The sequence below is a fragment of the Acinetobacter sp. NRRL B-65365 genome (assembly GCF_001605865.1).
GTDB classification, from domain to species: domain Bacteria; phylum Pseudomonadota; class Gammaproteobacteria; order Pseudomonadales; family Moraxellaceae; genus Acinetobacter; species Acinetobacter vivianii.
Window position 1 is genome coordinate 38,015 of the sequence record NZ_LRPD01000006.1, and the last position, 16,343, is coordinate 54,357.

Below are 16,343 nucleotides of genomic sequence, written 5' to 3' on the forward strand. Positions count from 1 at the left end.
GATTCATATGAAAACGAGGCTCAATGAATATTCATGTGTCATATCAATAACAGCCTATCTCCAACCCTAACTGCATAATTTAAGTTCAGATCCAGTGTTCTAAAAGTAGCAACACATCATTCAATTAATTGAAATTTCTTAGAACGGCTGGCTTGGTTATATTCAACACAAATGAGCCAGAAGATAAGAAGATGAACAGCAAAGTGATCGCAAGCTTTAATCCTATAGATTTACCCGTGCATATGACTTTTTCAGAGCATGATTGGCAATTGCTTGCTCAGCACTGGTATCCGATTGCACTCGCCCGTGATATTTCGGAACAACCAACGGCAGCCATGTTGCTCGATATGCCATTGGTCATCTACAAAATGGGAGATGAAATCATTGTTGCAAAAGATGTTTGCCCACATCGTGGGGTTCCCCTCAGCTTAGGCCGCCATGACGGGCAAGGCATTGTGTGTCGCTATCACGGATTACGCTTTGGACATGAAGGTAAATGCAACCGTATTCCAGCGCATCCCCAGCATAAAATCTCTGATCGTTTCCATTTAAAAACATATGCTGCCACTGAAAAGTATGGACTGATCTGGTGCTGTTTAGCAGCTGGGCCTGATGATAAACCTGTTATTCCTGACATGCCGTACTGGGATGATTCAGACTATCAGCAACTGGTATGTCCGTTTGTAGATCTGAATTGTTTTGCAGGTCGTCAGCTAGAAGGATTTATTGATGTCGCTCATTTTGCTTGGGTCCATCCTGATACTTTTGGCGACCCTGACGATGTTGAAGTGCCAGACTATAGCACCACAGAAACCAGTTATGGATTCAGTGCGGATTATATCAGCAGTGTCGGTCGCTATCCGATCGGAACAGAACAACGTGGGCAAGACAATTTTAACTGGCTCCGACATTTTGAAATCAGCCTGCCTTTTACTGCAACGCTCACCATCCATTTCCCAAATCAAAGCAAACAGGTGATCATGAATGCCGCATCTCCCGTAAGCGCCAGACAAACTCGGCTATTTGCACCAATCTGCCGTAATTATGACAAAGACTTACCAGTTGAAGATGCCTATACCTTCAATTTGCAAATTTTTGAAGAAGATCGACTCATTGTCGAAACACAGAAACCTGAATATCTACCACTGGATTTATCGATGGAAGCTCACTTTCCCGCAGATCGTAGCTCAAGCATGTATCGCCGACTTCTAAGGAAAATGGGATTCAATCCAATATTTGCGGCCTAATCTATGCTTAAATTTAATTTTAATCCGAAATAAAAAAGAGGCCCTGAATGGACCTCTTTTTTATTTCGATGTATCTGCCAGACTGAAATTAATCAATCGCTGGAACATAAGTTCCCGCAGCAATTGCATCTTTAATACGATCAGCTTCTGCAAGCACAAGTGCCAACAAGTTCTGAACGTTTTCAAGCGTTGCAACTGGACTTAAAGTCGTCATTTTCAATGATTGAAGATTACCAACTTTAGTCACACCAATATTCGCTTCACCACGTGCAAACAATTCATCTGCAACGTTCTGGTTTAAGCTATCGATGAATTCAGCAGGATAACCTTCTGGTACTACACGGAACAGAACTGAAGCGAATTGTGGTTCAACCAACAATTCCAGACCTGCTGTTGCTTTAATATAATCAGCAACTTCACGTGTTAATTTCACACCATGATCGATCATTGAACCATAAAGCTCTTCGCCTAATGCTTCAACTGTCATCCATAATTTCAATGCATCAAAACGACGAGTCGTTTGCAATGATTTAGATACAAGGTTAGGTACACCATGTTCTTCATCATAAGCAGAGTTAAGATATTCTGCTTCATAATGCATAAAGCGATAGTTTGCTTCGTCTTTCAACAAGAAAGCGCCACAGCTAATGCTTTGGAAATAATGCTTATGGAAATCAAGCGTGATTGAGTCTGATAATTCAATACCATCTAGCATTGCACGATGGTCATTTGAAAGAATCAGTGCACCGCCCCAAGCTGCATCAATGTGCATCCATGAACCATACTTCGTGGTAATTTCACGGATTTTCTTGAGTGGATCAATCGCACCAGCATCTGTCGTACCCGCAGTTGCAACAACACACGCGACGATTTTGCCTTCAGCTTGAAGATGCGCCATAGTCTTTTCTAGTGCATCGACATCCATTTGTGCATTTTCATTCACAGGCACAGTCACAACAGACTGGAAGCCCATGCCCATCATCGCCATGTTCTTTTGCACAGAGAAGTGTGCATTTTCAGAACAGATGACTTTGACGTTTTTCATTGCATCTGCCGGGATCCCATCACGCTGAACAGACCATGGCTTGCCATTTTCGTCTTTCCAGTTTTTCGAGATGCACCAGTCACGTGCCAGTAATACGCCCATCAGGTTTGATTGCGTACCACCAGAAGTGAACACACCCGCCTGACCTGCACCATAACCCACTTTTTGACGAAGCCAGTCAATCAACTGTACTTCCATCAAAGAACCCGCTGGGCTTTGATCCCATGAGTCCATTGATTGGTTGGTCGCATTGATCAACACTTCCGCAATCTGGCTCATCACCATGGTTGGGCAGTGTAAATGTGCAAGTGAATGTGGGTGATGTACTTTCAAGCTTTTGTTGAGGAAAAGCTCAACCATACGTTGTAATGACTGCTGTACACCCAAGCCTTCTTTTGAAGGAGCAAAAGAGATTGCTTCGCGCAAATCCTTGATGCTGCCACCCGTGTACATTTTGTCATTTTGCAACCATGCTGAAACGGCATTTACCGCCTCGCCCATTGCTGACTGATAGTCAGCAATAGATTGAGCATCATTGCAGAGTAACGCTTTACGATGTTCTGCAAAATCAACCATGAATTAGCCTCGTACTGCTTTTAATGCTTCAGCAATCGCTTTCTTAAAGCGAGCAATCACTTCAACACATTCGTCTTGGTTGATGATTAACGGGCAAAGTAAACGGATAACTGTACCGTTACGACCGCCTTTCTCAAGCAATAATTTATTGTTGAAACATGCGGCTTGAATCGCTGCTGCCAACTGAGCATCTGCAGGATGAGAACCCATGTGATCAGCAGGTTTACGCTCATCAATGATCTCGATACCAATCATCAAGCCACGACCGCGCACATTACCGATACATGGGAATTCTTGCACAAGTTTTTTCAACTCAGCTTGTAAGAAATCACCACGCTCTTGCGCATTCTGAGCAAGGTTTTGTTCTTTGATCACTTGAAGTGATGCTAAACCTGTACCCATTGCAAGTTGGTTACCGCGGAAAGTACCTGAGTGTGTACCCGGCTGCCATGCATCAAACTTACGTTTAATACCTAATACTGCAAGTGGTAAGCTACCACCGACCGCTTTAGACATCACCACAACATCAGGCTCGATTCCGGCATGTTCAAAAGCAAACATTTTGCCTGAACGTGCGAAACCAGCTTGAACTTCGTCCAAGATTAAAACGATGTTGTGCTTTTCAGTCACTTCACGGATTTTTTTCAACCATTTTACAGGTGCAGTCACAACACCGCCTTCACCCTGAATCGCTTCAAGAATGACAGCAGCAGGCTTGGTTACACCGCTTTCAACATCTTCAATGAAGTTTTCAAAGTAGTATGTCAAAGCATCAACACCCGCTTCACCACCTAAACCAAGTGGGCAACGATATTCATGTGGGTATGGCATAAACTGAACGCCTGGCATTAAGCCATTCACAGCATTCTTCGCAGACAGGTTACCTGTCATTGCAAGCGCGCCGTGCGTCATACCATGGTAGCCACCAGAGAAACTAATCACTGAGCTACGACCCGTATAGGTTTTTGCTAATTTAATCGCTGCTTCTGTACCATCTGCACCTGTTGGGCCACAGAATTGTAAGCAATACTCTTCTTTACCGCCTGGCAAATAAGCCAGAAGCGCTTCAGTAAACGCATCTTTTAAAGGAGTCGTTAAGTCTAAAGTATGCAATGGCAAACCACTTGCCAATGTGTCTTGAATACTTTGAATCACCGCAGGATGATTATGGCCTAAAGCCAATGTTCCTGCCCCAGCTAAACAATCAAGGTACTCTGTACCTTCAACATCAGTAACCCAGCAGCCTTGTGCTTTCGCTATCGCTAACGGTAATTTACGTGGATAACTACGAACATTTGATTCCATCTGACTTTGGCGAGTCAGATAATATTCGTTGGTTGCATTAGCGGCAGGATTTACGGAAGTAACGCTCATATCGAATTACCATCTCTGATATGGGTGAAAGAAATAAGTCTGGTGACTTGCGGTCGTTTGACTCGGTGCTTTTTAGAATCTAGTGTAGACACTTGTTTATATCTTTCAACTAGGAGCGAGATGATACCTAATTTTGCAAGAAAATAAACACTTTTTATGCCTGACAGTCATCTAATCTTATTGAAAAAATGTATCATTCCAATAACTATGATGAATTATGATCATACTATGTGACAAGCGGAAGAAAGTAAGCTTTTTTAAATCCCCCTTCCATTTTTAGATAAATGGTCAAATCAATCGATCTAATTAATTAATTTTTAAAGTTTTTCATTTTATTTTTCTGTTGCAAAACACTGCTAATCCCTTACAAAGTCACCACAAAATATGCAGAAGTTCACCATCAGTTCTTTTTAATATCAAATCTGTAAAAATAAATTTTCAACATCAAATTCTAAGGAAAATTTTATGCGTACTTTAGCACTTACTACATTGATGATCGGAGCTGCACTCAGCCCAACTCTTTTTGCTCATGAGACAGAGAATTTGAACTATAACATTGTAAATATTCAGGCAGATGCCTCACGTCAGGTCGCAAATGATGAAATGCGTGCCGTACTCTTTATTGAAAAAAGCAACAAACAACCTGCTGAACTATCAAACCAGATCAATCAACTAATGAATCAGGCGCAAGCAATTGCACGTAAATATAATCAGGTCAAGGTCGAAACAGGTACACAAAGCACCTACCCTGTTTATGACAATGACAGCAATAAACTGAAAGAATGGCGTGCCCGTGCCGAGATCCAACTTGAAAGTAAAGACTTCAAGGCAGCAAGTCAGCTGATCAGTGAGTTACAGCAAAGCTTCCAGACTCAGTCGATCAACTTTACCGTGTCGGACGAACAACGTAAAAAAGTTGAAAATGAGCTGATGATTGAAGCATCTAAAAACTTCCAGCAACGTGCTCAAGCTATTACCCAAGCATGGAATAAAGGTCAATATAATCTGGTGAGCTTGAATCTCAATACCAGTAATTATTTCCCGCAACCGATGATGCGTGGTGGTGGTATGGCTAAGTTTGCGATGGCTGAAGCTGCACCTGCACAGGATATGGCTGCTGGTGAATCAAAAATTACCGTAAGCGCCAATGGTTCGATCCAGTTTAAATAATCTGTCTTTTCAGAAAAAACCGTGCTCAAGCACGGTTTTTTGTTGTTTGAAATAGCCAAAAATACCTTTAGCAAAAAAACAATAAACTTAACTCATCTCATAGTTATAAGTGATAATCGTTCTTATTTTATTTCTTTAAATAAGCGATTAAGATTCGGGGAAATTTACAGCATTTGCTCATCTTATGAAACCTGTCACCAATTCTGCTGCGTCTAAGAAATTTCAGCCCTCAACCCTGAGCCTCGCCATTGCAATTCTATGTAGTGGAATTTCTCATACAACATTTGCCAATGAAGAATCCTCTGTTGAAACTCAAACACTTGCAACGATTTCTGTTAAAGCCCAAGGCAACTGGCTGGAAAATGCCAATGCAGAAAAGGTACAGCAACATGCAGGCGCACGCAGCATTATTGATCGTAAACGCTTGGATGAAATCGCAACCACTTCGATTCGTGATGCATTAAAACAAATTCCAGGAGTTCAAGTTCAGGACAGCAATGGTACAGGCGGCAGTGATGTTTCTTTAAATATTGGTGTGCGCGGCCTCACCTCTCGTTTATCGCCTCGCTCCACTGTGCTTATGGATGGTGTCCCACTTTCTTTTGCACCTTATGGTCAACCACAATTATCTTTAGCCCCTGTGTCTATGGGCAATATTGAATCTGTAGATGTGGTTCGCGGCGCGGGTTCTGTTCGTTTTGGGCCACAAAACGTCGGTGGAATCATTAACTTCACAACACGTGCCATTCCACAAGAGTTTTCGGGCTCAGTTGGCTTAACCACAGAGTTTGCAACAGGAACAGATCAACTCAAATATACGCCTAATTTATTTATTGGTGGTACTTTAGATAATGGCTTAGGTTTGGCCTTACTCTATTCGGGTACCAAAGGTGATGGCTATCGTGAAGCCAATAATAAAATTGATATCGATGATGTCATGTTAAAAACTGCCTACCAATGGACCGATCAGGATGCAATTGCTGTCAATCTTCATCATTATGAAGGCCGTGGCGAAATGCCAGAAGGCTTAACTACAGCACAATTTGCCGACAATCCTTATCAATCGAATCAGAACCGTAATTATTTCGCGGGCCGCCGTTCAGATATTTCTGTCAAATATAGCCATAAAGATGAACTCAATAACTTTGAAGTCTTGGGCTATTACGTCGACTCTTTCCGTACCAGTGACTTAGAATCTATTGCAGATAATGGCACAAGTCGTATTAGCAACTCCCCTCGTGACTATAAATATTTTGGGATTGAACCGCGCTATTCACGTGCCTATAACTGGGGCAGCATGGATAACGAAGTCACTGTTGGCTATCGTTATTTACAAGAAGAAAGCTCTGAGTTTTCAGGACGTACAGATTCCTACAATACCATTACAGGTACTCCAGGCGAACGTATTGCCAATACCACCAGTGAAGGTGGCACCAAAGCACATGCAGTATATATTGATAACCGTTTTGGTATGGGCAATTGGGTCGTTACCCCGGGTGTTCGTTTCGAGTCGATTGATACTCATAATGATTTCACTGCCTATCAAAAAGGCGTTGCAATCAATACTGTTCATCCAAAAATCAGATCAGATGAATTTTTACCAAGTTTATCGGTACTTTATAAAGCCAACGAAAACTGGAATATCTTTGCCAATGCAGGCGTTTCATTTGGTCCGCAACAATATAACCAGTTGGTCACCACCAGAACAATTGATGGTAACAATACTGCGGTTACGACATTAGATGGCTTACATCCAGAAAAATCTAAAAACTATGAAATCGGCACCAAGTACCTAGGCAATGGACTAAGTGCTGAATTGACTGTCTTCTATTTAGATTTTGACAAAGAATTGATGCTGGAACGACCTGATAATATCGGTACAGGGATCTGGACAGATTTAGGTGCAACCAGTCATAAAGGCGTTGAGACTGGAATCAGCTATGATTTCGGACAACTTGCAGATGTACTGGAAGGTTTCAAAGTCTATGGTAACTATACCTTTACCAAAGCAACCTCCGAAGCAGGAAAATTTGAAGGTAAAGATCTTCCCTATTACTCACGCCATGTAGGTAATTTAGGTATGGCTTATCAAATAGACAACTGGTCGGTCAATGCCGATATGTTTGCCCAATCGAAACAACATGCCCCTGGTTCAGGTGATATTTATCAAATTGAAGAAACCGCGGATGGTCGTACTGGTGATATCCCGGGTTATTCAACCTTTGCGGTACGCGCGGGTTATGATTTTAGTAATCAGCTTAAAGGTTTAAAAATTGCAGGCGGTATAAAGAACGTGTTTGATAAGCAATATTATACCCGTTCATCAGATTCAACGGGCGGTAAATATGTTGGTCAACCACGAACCATTTTCTTACAAACCTCTTATGATTTCTAAATAAAAGAAAGCCGAACTTTTGAGTTCGGCTTTTTATTTGCACATGTCATCGCAAAGTTTTTTAATTACAGCAACTGTTATCGATTCATTGCAAAATAATTTTCCAGTTCAACCAAATCGGGCAGCTCATCAAATGCCACTCGCATTTCAGATGCTTTTGCCCAACTGACTGCCGAATTCGTACAAAAATTTAACTCAAGTTCAGGTGTAAATTCTTCGAGAATAAGCCCCAAAGGAATCCACATAATCTTTGGATTGATAGCCAGTGCATTCGGTACAGGTGAACCACACTGTTTGCAAAAGCAACTGGTAAACCCAGTATCCTTGATATAGGTTTGAATGAATGGTTCGCCTTGCAGCCATTGAAATGATTGCGCTTGGACAAAAGTGGATGCATTGGATGCAGTCCCACTCTGCTTACGACAAAGACTACAATAACAACGATACATCATTTTGATATTTGTCACAGAAAACCGAAAGCTCACTGCCCCACATAAACAACTGCCCGTAAACCTTTTATTTTTACTGAGTGATGCCATCTATTCTTGTCCTATTATGGTCTCTACTTGATCAGACATTTACTCGATATTATATAAATCCCTAAATACTTTGGGATGGTTGATCTAAGCCCATAATCCTGTACAGCAATAGATTAACTTTTAATAAATGAATACTCAGATCATTCCCAGTATGAACAATTGTAGATAAAGCTTAAAGAAAAAAGTTCCCACATAGAGAACATTCATGGCTGATAAAACAAAGCCCTGACATTAATCAGGGCTTTGTTTTAACTCAACAGTTTACTTTTTAAATGGCAGTGCATATTTAAAAATACGCCCGACCACTTCACCAAACTGTTTCACAAAGCTGGCATTGTTATAATTCAAACCATACTTTTCACAGACTGCCTGTACTTTAGGTGCAACCTGACGGTAGCGGCGTGCAGGAATATCTGGGAATAAATGATGCTCAATCTGATGGCTCAAATGTCCTGTTAAAATATGAAAGGCTTCTGAACCCGTCAAGTTTGATGAACCGCGAATCTGACGCATATACCAGTGTCCACGACTTTCATCCTGCAACACAGCTTTAGGGAACACTTCGACATCTTTGGTAAAATGACCACAGAAAATAATACTGAAGGTCCAGACATTACGGATTCCGTTTGCCACCAGATTGCCTGTAAATACAGGTATCGCAGAAGGCCCTGCAATCAAAGGAAAGAACACATAGTCCTTAAACATTTGCTTGAGGATTTTCTTCTGTGCAGGCTGCCATTCACGTTTAAATTGCGCGATGGTTTTACGCTTATACAATACTTTGCCCAACTCCAGATTCTGGATCGCTACGCCCCACTGGAACAATAAGCTAAATGGCACGATATACATCGGTTGAATCAAGGTGAATTTAGACCAGCGTTGTTCTGGAAATAAACGGAATACCCCGTAGCCCACATCATCATCCATACCTTTAATATTGGTATAAGTATGGTGTTTATAATTATGGGTTTGGCGCCAGTTATCAGAGGTACCAACAGTGTCCCATTCATAGGTTTGACCATTGAATTTTGGATCATTCATCCAGTCATATTGACCATGCATGACATTATGACCCAGCTCCATATTTTCCATGATCTTGGCAAAGCCGAGTAAGCCTGTGCCCACTAACCATGCTGGCGGAAACCAGCCCAGAAATAAGCAGGCACGACCCAGCATGCTGCTATAACGAATTGTGGAATAGACACGGCGGATGTATTTCGCATCTTTCTCACCAATATCGTCCAATACTTCTTGTTTAATTTGATCGAGTTCACGAGCAAACGCATCTAACTCGGCAGCAGTAAGATCACGATTTTTAGGATTTTTGAAAAATTCAATTTTAACAGGCATGTTCATAATCAATTTCTCTCTTATAGATCAATCACAAGATCAGACTGGGCTGAATTGACACAAATTTTTAGTAACTGAGCAGGTTCATTATTGGCCGCGCCATTCAATAGGTTTTTGGTCGCACCTTGCGCCTTGTTGCAGGCACATTTATTACAGATTCCCATCCGGCAACCGTGATTCGGTTTAATGCCTTGATGCTCCAGACTGGAAAGAATCGACTGGCCTTTCGGAATTGCAATCGTCTTATTGGATTGCGTCAAGGTCACATTAATAAAACCCGTCTCAGTGCTATCTTCCGTAAACTGGCTCAAACTAAAGGCTTCTGTTTGCAGTGCTGCGGCATCTTTAAACAGGCTTTCCGCCGATGCTGCAAAACCTGATGGCCCGCATGCATAAACCGTGGTATCGCTTAACGTAGTGAATTGATCCACATAGCTTTGATTCAAACGCTGATCTTGTTCTTGGGTATAAAAAATCTGATAACTAAAATTAGAGAAGTTTTCTGATACTTCTTTCAGATATTCAACATAGGCTGCATCTGCCTGAGTTTTGACCCAATACATCAATTGAACTGTATGTGTATTCAATTGTTTAGACTGGCACAAGGCTTCAATCAGACTCAGCATCGGTGTGATACCACTGCCAGCTGCCAACAATAATAAATGAGGCGTCTCAACGGCTTGTTGCATTTCACCATACGGTTGTCCCAAACGGAGGACATGACCAGTTTGGCTGTGCTCAACCAACCATGAACTTACCAGACCTTGATCCACTTTTTTAACAGTTAAACACAAGTGATCTGCATCAATCTGCATCAGGCTATAAGTACGCTCGTAATGACGACCTTCAATCTCAACCGTTACAGGATGGTGCTGCCCTGCCACACCTCGTACCACATGACGGTTGCACTGTAAAATAAGGCTGACAGTATCCTTTGCCACATTTTGTTTTTTTACGATTTTGGCAAGTGGCTGATTGATTGACCACAATGGATTGATTTTCTGTAACCAAAAATTGGCGTCATGGCTGTTCATTACACTTTGAGCCAACGAATTAAATAGAGAATTTCTCTTTTCAATTGCTTGCATGAGCAGTTTTACTCTGGTTGTTTGCTAATTATTATACATGTGTATATATATTTGTATATACACTCGTATAAGAATTTACATTTCACAAGTACAACGACAATCGCTATAATCCCGAGTAGCTTACTTATATATTGAAAATAATGGTTCATTCTTCTTTTTTACCGCTCGGCCATGACACCGTAAACGAACAAGATGTCATTCCCATGAAATCTCCTGTACGTTCGGTGGGTAGGAAAGCAACGATTACAAAAGAAGAGTTGTTTCAAGCCACGCTGAATCTGATCGGCCCGCAAAAAAGTATCGCATCCCTTAGTTTACGTGAAATTGCACGTGAAGCTGGCATTGCACCAAACAGCTTTTATCGTCATTTCAAAGATATTGATGAACTGGCCATTGCATTGATTGATCAATCTGGTCTGGTACTTCGTCGCATTATTCGCGAAGCACGTTTACAGGCTTCCAAGCAGCAAAGCATTATTCGTAGTTCGGTTGAAGTGTTTATTCAACAACTGAATACCGATGAAGGCAATCTGAGTCTGTTATTGCGCGAGGGCTATACGGGTTCAACGTCATATAAAGCTGCGGTTGATCGCCAGCTCAATTTCTTCCAGCAAGAATTGCAAGAAGACCTGATCCGTTTAGAACGATTAAATAACAGCAAAATCAGTCATGCTGATCTGGCTGCCAAAGCCATTACCCAACTGGTATTTAACATGGGTGCGAAAGTCATTGATCTACCTGTGGAGCAACGTACCGAAGTTGCAGAACAGACCATGGTGATGATCCGCATGATTTTAGAAGGCGCTCGTCATATTCATGAAACGGAAATTGATTAATTCTTTGCATCGCAATACGATAGATCTCAGCAAAATTATATTTTGTCTCTTAGCATAACAACTTAAATCAGGCATATAGATCATGAATCTACTGAATGACCGTCAAAGCATCATCGCCAGTTTTATCCTGATGTCTTTATTTTTAATGATGGTCATTCCCCTGCATTTACTGCCGAGTTTCTTTGCCGGATTTCTGGTTTTTGAAATTATTAACAGTTTAAGTTCAATTGTTGAAAAACATATTGATGGTCAACGTGCTCGTATTTTTATCAGTATTATTCTGGGGATATTGGCAACCGTGCTGATCGGCTTCTTTATTACCAGCCTGATCAGCTTTGTGATTTATGATCTCAAAGGTACAGGGCTAAATTCTTTCAATATTAAAATCGACCAGACCCTGATCAAGTTTCAGGCGGAGATGAGCCATTATTTGCCGGGCTATCTGCCACATAGTGTTGCCGATATCAAGAATCAGATCTTGTCCTTTATCAAAAACAATATTTCGATTGTTAAAAATACGGGCACCGATATTCTGCATAATCTGGCCACAATGGTGATCGGCCTGATTGTGGGTATTTTGGTATCGATTCAGAATTTTAAACAACATGCCCCGCAACCTGCATTTAAGGCAGCAATTCTGCATCGTATTCAGAAGCTTTCGGTTTCTTTTAAAAACGTTGTCTTTGCTCAGGTCAAGATTTCACTGATTAATACCGTGTTATTTATGATCTTTGTGTTTATTGTTCTGCCTCTATTCAATATCCACTTACCTTTTGCCAAGACCCTGACCATTCTGACCTTTATTTTTGGTCTACTCCCGATCATTGGTAACCTGATTTCAAATACCCTGATCATTATGGCAGGCTTAACCATTTCCTTGTCTGTGGCAGCGATTGCACTGGCCTATCTGGTGATTATTCACAAGCTTGAATATTTTATTAATGCCAAAATTATTGGTACCAAAATCAATGCCAGTGCATGGGAAGTGTTATTGGCGATGCTAATTTTTGAAGCTATTTTTGGGCTGAGTGGTTTGATTGTTGCACCAATTTTCTATGCCTATATCAAACTGGAATGCAAAGACGCAGGCCTGATCTAAGTCTTTTCTTTACAAGTGAATACGCAGCGTAACAGATTGAATCATCATTTAATCTGAATCAAAACCTGCTTTTCTAAAAATAAAATTGATGATAACTAAACTTACAAAAGATTAGAAAACGAAAACACTCACTGCCCTATTCACGGCGTAAGCTAGAGATGAATTAGGCGGTTTTTTATTCACTACATTTCATCACATTATAATTGAATGAGGTAACTATGAGTTCTTCAGCAGCTAAAGCTTTAAAAGTATATACACGTAATAATTTAGATGATGCGATCAAAGAATCTACCGTAAAAATTTTAAATCAAATTCTTGCCAATCTTATTGATCTTTCGTTACTGACGAAACAGGCGCATTGGAACATGCGGGGTAGCAACTTTATTGCGGTACATGAAATGTTAGACATGTTCCGTACATCGCTGATCACACACTTGGACAATGTAGCTGAGCGTGCCGTACAGATCGGTGGAACAGCGTTGGGAACAACGCAATCTGTTGGCGAAAGTTCGCACCTTAAGCCTTATCCAGTGGCGATTCACGCGGTACAAGACCACTTAAAAGAACTGGCAGATCGTTATGGCGTGGTTGCCAACCATCTGCGTGATACCATTGATGAAATTCAGGATCCGATTTCAGAAGATATTCTGCATGCTGCACTCGAAGATCTGGATCAATATTTATGGTTTTTGGAAGCCAATATCGATCAAAAATAATCAAAAGTAGGCCATAAAAAAGAGGACGTTTTGTCCTCTTTTTTTATTTCTATCTCAATTATGGTTTAACCACAACCAAGACCTGAATCGCTTCTGGAGTTACAGAAAGACCATCTAACAGGCCTAAACCTTCTTTCTGGAATTTTTGTAAACGCTCGATTTCATCTTCACGAATACTTGGGTTAAATTGCTTGAGATAAGTTAAACGGTCAATTTCATATTGCCATTTACCGCTGTAATGCTCTTTGGCTTGTTGCATCAACTCTGGTAATGATTCTTTGGCAATATCCAGCGCCTGTGCATAACGTGATTCAATTACTTCACGGCGCGCTTTCACCACCTGACGGCAACTATTACCATCTAAATGATGCAAGTATGGACGTAAAATGCTTGGATCAATCTTGGCAGACAAGTCCTGACCATTTTCACTGAGCAATACACGAATCAGTTGTTTCGGTAAGCTTGATGGCAGATTCAATGCTTTTGGTGCCACCACATCGACCTTAAACCAGACTTCTAATAACACTGAACCTTGTTTCAATGCATTCGATTTGAGTAAAGCAACATTGGTACTACCAAATGATTGCGTGCGGATCATCTCCATCACACTTTCAATAAATGGATGTTCCAGCGTCAGGTATTGTGCATCTTCACGGATTTGTGCCTGATCACGATAGAAGGTTGCTGTCATCCCTTCTTCGTCTAGAGTTAGACCTTGAACCTGCATCTGATCCGTCGGCTTGATAATCACCGTACCGTTACTTTGCTCATCAAAATCGATATTGGTTGATGACATGAAACGCTTCACAAACATTGGTAACGTGGTATTGTCATCATAATCTTCAAGTGCTTGAACAATGCCCTGCGCAACCACTGGACGGCATGAATTGTACTCAAGCAAACGGTCACGGCCTGCCTGTAATTCAGCTTCCAATGCTTGACGTTGTACATTCACTTCTTCAAGTAAATCTTCAAAGGTCTGGCCTTGATCTGCAAGTAAGCAATCTTTCAGCTCAACAATAAAGTTCTCTTGTAGCGTTTGCGCCGTTGGAGAAATATTGCTGAAAATATTGAGTGCTTCGTTGTACCAGCGGAACATACGCTCTTGCGCGGTCCCCATGAGATAAGGCACATGGATCTGGATACGATTTTCCTGACCAATACGATCCAGACGACCAATACGCTGTTCGAGTACGTCAGGGTTTGCTGGCAAATCAAATAAAATCAAATCACTGGCAAACTGGAAGTTACGCCCTTCTGAACCAATCTCAGAACACAGCAGGATTTGTGCACCATAGCTGTCTTCTGCAAAGTATGCTGCCGCTTGGTCGCGCTCCAGCAAGCTCATGCCTTCATGGAACATCGCGGTACGAATACCTGCATGTAAACGCAATACATTTTCCAGCGCTTCGACGACAGGCCCACTACGTGCAATCAATAATACTTTTTTGTGTTTTAAGTCTTTACGCAAGACTTCCATCAACCAAGGCACACGTGGATCATTTTCCATCCATGCACCATCAAGCTGACCTTCTTCTGGCCACATCTGCTCGCGCATTTTACCGTCCATTGACCAGTCTTCTGGCGCTGTTAATGGCGCTGGCTGACAATCACGGCCCGGGAAACCTTGAATCGCTTCACGAGTATTACGGAACAGGATACGACCTGTACCATGACGGTCCAATAATTCATGAATTGCGCGCATACGCTGTTCAGGCTGATCATCAATCCGATGACCCAATAAGCCTTCCAGTGCAGCAAGATGGTCTTCTGTTAAAGCGTCATCTGACATCAACACTTCTGCAATTTTCGCAGTTTGCTGATATTGCTCTTCTTCATCAAGGAAACGGTCAAGGCTACTAAAACGTTGCGGATCAAGCAAACGTAAACGCGCAAAATGACTTTCTACACCAAGTTGCTCTGGGGTTGCAGTGAGCAACAACACACCGGCTGTCTGTTCTGCCAATTCTTCAACGAGGTCATAGCGATCATTGCCGCCTTCTTCCTCACTCCACATCAAGTGATGTGCTTCATCGACAACCAATAGATCAAAACCAGCTTCCATCGCCTGCTCACGCAAGTCATCATGGTCAACCATCAGGTCAACGCTGGCAATAATGCATTGTTCAGTCAAGAACGGATTTAAATCAGGATCATGTTCTTTGATCGATGCGGTACGGGTTAAATCAAATAGAGAGAATTGCAAATTGAAACGGCGACGCATTTCAATCATCCACTGATATTGCAGTGAATCAGGCACCAAGATCAGAATACGTTCTGAACGGCCTGTTTTGAGTTGCTGGTGGATAATCAAACCCGCTTCAATGGTTTTACCCAAGCCAACTTCATCCGCCAGTAAAACACGCGGCGCAAAACGCTTGCCGACTTCATGTGCAATATAAAGCTGATGGGGAATTAAACCGACACGCGCACCAAGAAATCCACGTAAAGGGCTGGTATGCATTTGCGCCTGTAATAACATGGCTTCAATACGCAGGTCATACCATTCTTTATAGTCAACTTGGCTAGCTAACAAACGCTCTAAAGGTTTTGACAGCTGGATTTGCGCACCGATACGAGTTTCGTTCAGTGACTTGCGTTCTTGTTCGCCATTTTCCAGTGTACGAACTACATCATAACGAAGGACGCCATGACGGTCTTCAATCGACTCAACAATCCACTTAAGGCCTTCTTGGTCTTGGACTTCATCATTTACATTGAAGATGATGCGAGATAAAGGCGCATTGTTGCGTGCATAGACACGAGTTTCATCACTTTTAGGGAATAAAATGCTGATAGAACGTTCATCTACATCAATAAGAACCCCTAAACCGAGTTCAGTTTCAGTATCTGATAACCAACGTTGACCAATAGCAAACTGCTGCAATTTTTCCACCTTTATCTCAAG

Annotated in this window: 12 protein-coding genes; 6 read left to right on the forward strand and 6 right to left on the reverse strand. The window is 41.7% G+C overall.

Going from position 1 to position 16,343, the window contains the following annotated elements; all coding sequences use genetic code 11:
- Positions 1 to 191 precede the first annotated feature (191 nt).
- On the forward strand, positions 192 to 1,247 hold the full coding sequence (locus AWW72_RS03735; RefSeq protein WP_062846488.1) for a Rieske 2Fe-2S domain-containing protein: 1,056 nt from the start codon (positions 192 to 194) through the stop codon (positions 1,245 to 1,247).
- A gap of 88 nt (positions 1,248 to 1,335) precedes the next feature.
- On the opposite strand, the gene AWW72_RS03740 is transcribed toward AWW72_RS03735, so the two are convergent.
- Both AWW72_RS03740 and AWW72_RS03745 read right to left on the reverse strand, forming a co-directional pair.
- Entirely contained in the window at positions 1,336 to 2,868 is a 1,533-nt protein-coding gene (locus AWW72_RS03740; protein WP_062846489.1) for a pyridoxal phosphate-dependent decarboxylase family protein, read from the reverse strand.
- A gap of 3 nt (positions 2,869 to 2,871) precedes the next feature.
- Positions 2,872 to 4,242, reverse strand: coding sequence for a diaminobutyrate--2-oxoglutarate transaminase (locus AWW72_RS03745; RefSeq protein WP_005258952.1), 1,371 nt, complete (start codon positions 4,240 to 4,242; stop codon positions 2,872 to 2,874).
- A 465-nt stretch (positions 4,243 to 4,707) separates the two neighbouring features.
- Here AWW72_RS03745 and AWW72_RS03750 point away from each other — a divergent pair, with 465 nt between their 5' ends.
- On the forward strand, positions 4,708 to 5,412 hold the full coding sequence (locus tag AWW72_RS03750; protein ID WP_062846490.1) for an SIMPL domain-containing protein: 705 nt from the start codon (positions 4,708 to 4,710) through the stop codon (positions 5,410 to 5,412).
- Positions 5,413 to 5,596: 184 nt separating this feature from the next.
- Positions 5,597 to 7,807 carry a TonB-dependent receptor family protein gene (locus AWW72_RS03755; protein ID WP_062846491.1) on the forward strand — a complete coding sequence of 737 codons (2,211 nt, stop codon included), beginning with the start codon at positions 5,597 to 5,599 and terminating at the stop codon, positions 7,805 to 7,807.
- A 77-nt stretch (positions 7,808 to 7,884) separates the two neighbouring features.
- On the opposite strand, the gene AWW72_RS03760 is transcribed toward AWW72_RS03755, so the two are convergent.
- From AWW72_RS03760 to AWW72_RS03770, 3 genes are all read right to left on the reverse strand, one after another.
- Positions 7,885 to 8,346: a GFA family protein gene (locus AWW72_RS03760; protein WP_062846492.1), complete on the reverse strand. Its 462-nt coding sequence runs from the start codon at positions 8,344 to 8,346 to the stop codon at positions 7,885 to 7,887.
- Between the two features lie 261 nt (positions 8,347 to 8,607).
- The gene (locus AWW72_RS03765) at positions 8,608 to 9,702 is read right to left on the reverse strand and encodes a fatty acid desaturase family protein (RefSeq protein WP_004770259.1); all 1,095 of its coding nucleotides are present in this window, start codon (positions 9,700 to 9,702) and stop codon (positions 8,608 to 8,610) included.
- Positions 9,703 to 9,716: 14 nt separating this feature from the next.
- Positions 9,717 to 10,784 carry a ferredoxin reductase gene (locus tag AWW72_RS03770; protein WP_062846493.1) on the reverse strand — a complete coding sequence of 356 codons (1,068 nt, stop codon included), beginning with the start codon at positions 10,782 to 10,784 and terminating at the stop codon, positions 9,717 to 9,719.
- A 140-nt stretch (positions 10,785 to 10,924) separates the two neighbouring features.
- On the opposite strand from AWW72_RS03770, the gene fabR reads away from it, so the two are divergent.
- The 3 genes from fabR (at position 10,925) to dps (ending at position 13,435) form a co-directional block, all read left to right on the forward strand.
- Positions 10,925 to 11,620, forward strand: coding sequence for an HTH-type transcriptional repressor FabR (gene fabR / locus AWW72_RS03775; protein WP_004770262.1), 696 nt, complete (start codon positions 10,925 to 10,927; stop codon positions 11,618 to 11,620).
- An 82-nt stretch (positions 11,621 to 11,702) separates the two neighbouring features.
- Positions 11,703 to 12,719 carry an AI-2E family transporter gene (locus AWW72_RS03780; protein ID WP_004770263.1) on the forward strand — a complete coding sequence of 339 codons (1,017 nt, stop codon included), beginning with the start codon at positions 11,703 to 11,705 and terminating at the stop codon, positions 12,717 to 12,719.
- Between the two features lie 218 nt (positions 12,720 to 12,937).
- On the forward strand, positions 12,938 to 13,435 hold the full coding sequence (gene dps / locus AWW72_RS03785) for a DNA starvation/stationary phase protection protein Dps (protein ID WP_005258969.1): 498 nt from the start codon (positions 12,938 to 12,940) through the stop codon (positions 13,433 to 13,435).
- A 58-nt stretch (positions 13,436 to 13,493) separates the two neighbouring features.
- Here dps and rapA read toward each other — a convergent pair whose 3' ends face one another.
- Entirely contained in the window at positions 13,494 to 16,331 is a 2,838-nt protein-coding gene (gene rapA / locus AWW72_RS03790) for an RNA polymerase-associated protein RapA (protein ID WP_062846494.1), read from the reverse strand.
- Positions 16,332 to 16,343 lie beyond the last annotated feature (12 nt).

What these genes read in the sequence shown, in the direction of transcription:
- AWW72_RS03770 (WP_062846493.1), bottom strand. Translation starts at nt 10,784, where the DNA reads ATGCAAGCAATTGAAAAGAGAAATTCTCTATTTAATTCGTTGGCTCAA.
- fabR (WP_004770262.1), top strand. Translation starts at nt 10,925, where the DNA reads ATGGTTCATTCTTCTTTTTTACCGCTCGGCCATGACACCGTAAACGAA.
- AWW72_RS03735 (WP_062846488.1), top strand. Translation starts at nt 192, where the DNA reads ATGAACAGCAAAGTGATCGCAAGCTTTAATCCTATAGATTTACCCGTG.
- AWW72_RS03780 (WP_004770263.1), top strand. Translation starts at nt 11,703, where the DNA reads ATGAATCTACTGAATGACCGTCAAAGCATCATCGCCAGTTTTATCCTG.
- AWW72_RS03765 (WP_004770259.1), bottom strand. Translation starts at nt 9,702, where the DNA reads ATGAACATGCCTGTTAAAATTGAATTTTTCAAAAATCCTAAAAATCGT.
- AWW72_RS03745 (WP_005258952.1), bottom strand. Translation starts at nt 4,242, where the DNA reads ATGAGCGTTACTTCCGTAAATCCTGCCGCTAATGCAACCAACGAATAT.
- dps (WP_005258969.1), top strand. Translation starts at nt 12,938, where the DNA reads ATGAGTTCTTCAGCAGCTAAAGCTTTAAAAGTATATACACGTAATAAT.
- AWW72_RS03760 (WP_062846492.1), bottom strand. Translation starts at nt 8,346, where the DNA reads ATGGCATCACTCAGTAAAAATAAAAGGTTTACGGGCAGTTGTTTATGT.
- AWW72_RS03740 (WP_062846489.1), bottom strand. Translation starts at nt 2,868, where the DNA reads ATGGTTGATTTTGCAGAACATCGTAAAGCGTTACTCTGCAATGATGCT.
- AWW72_RS03755 (WP_062846491.1), top strand. Translation starts at nt 5,597, where the DNA reads ATGAAACCTGTCACCAATTCTGCTGCGTCTAAGAAATTTCAGCCCTCA.
- AWW72_RS03750 (WP_062846490.1), top strand. Translation starts at nt 4,708, where the DNA reads ATGCGTACTTTAGCACTTACTACATTGATGATCGGAGCTGCACTCAGC.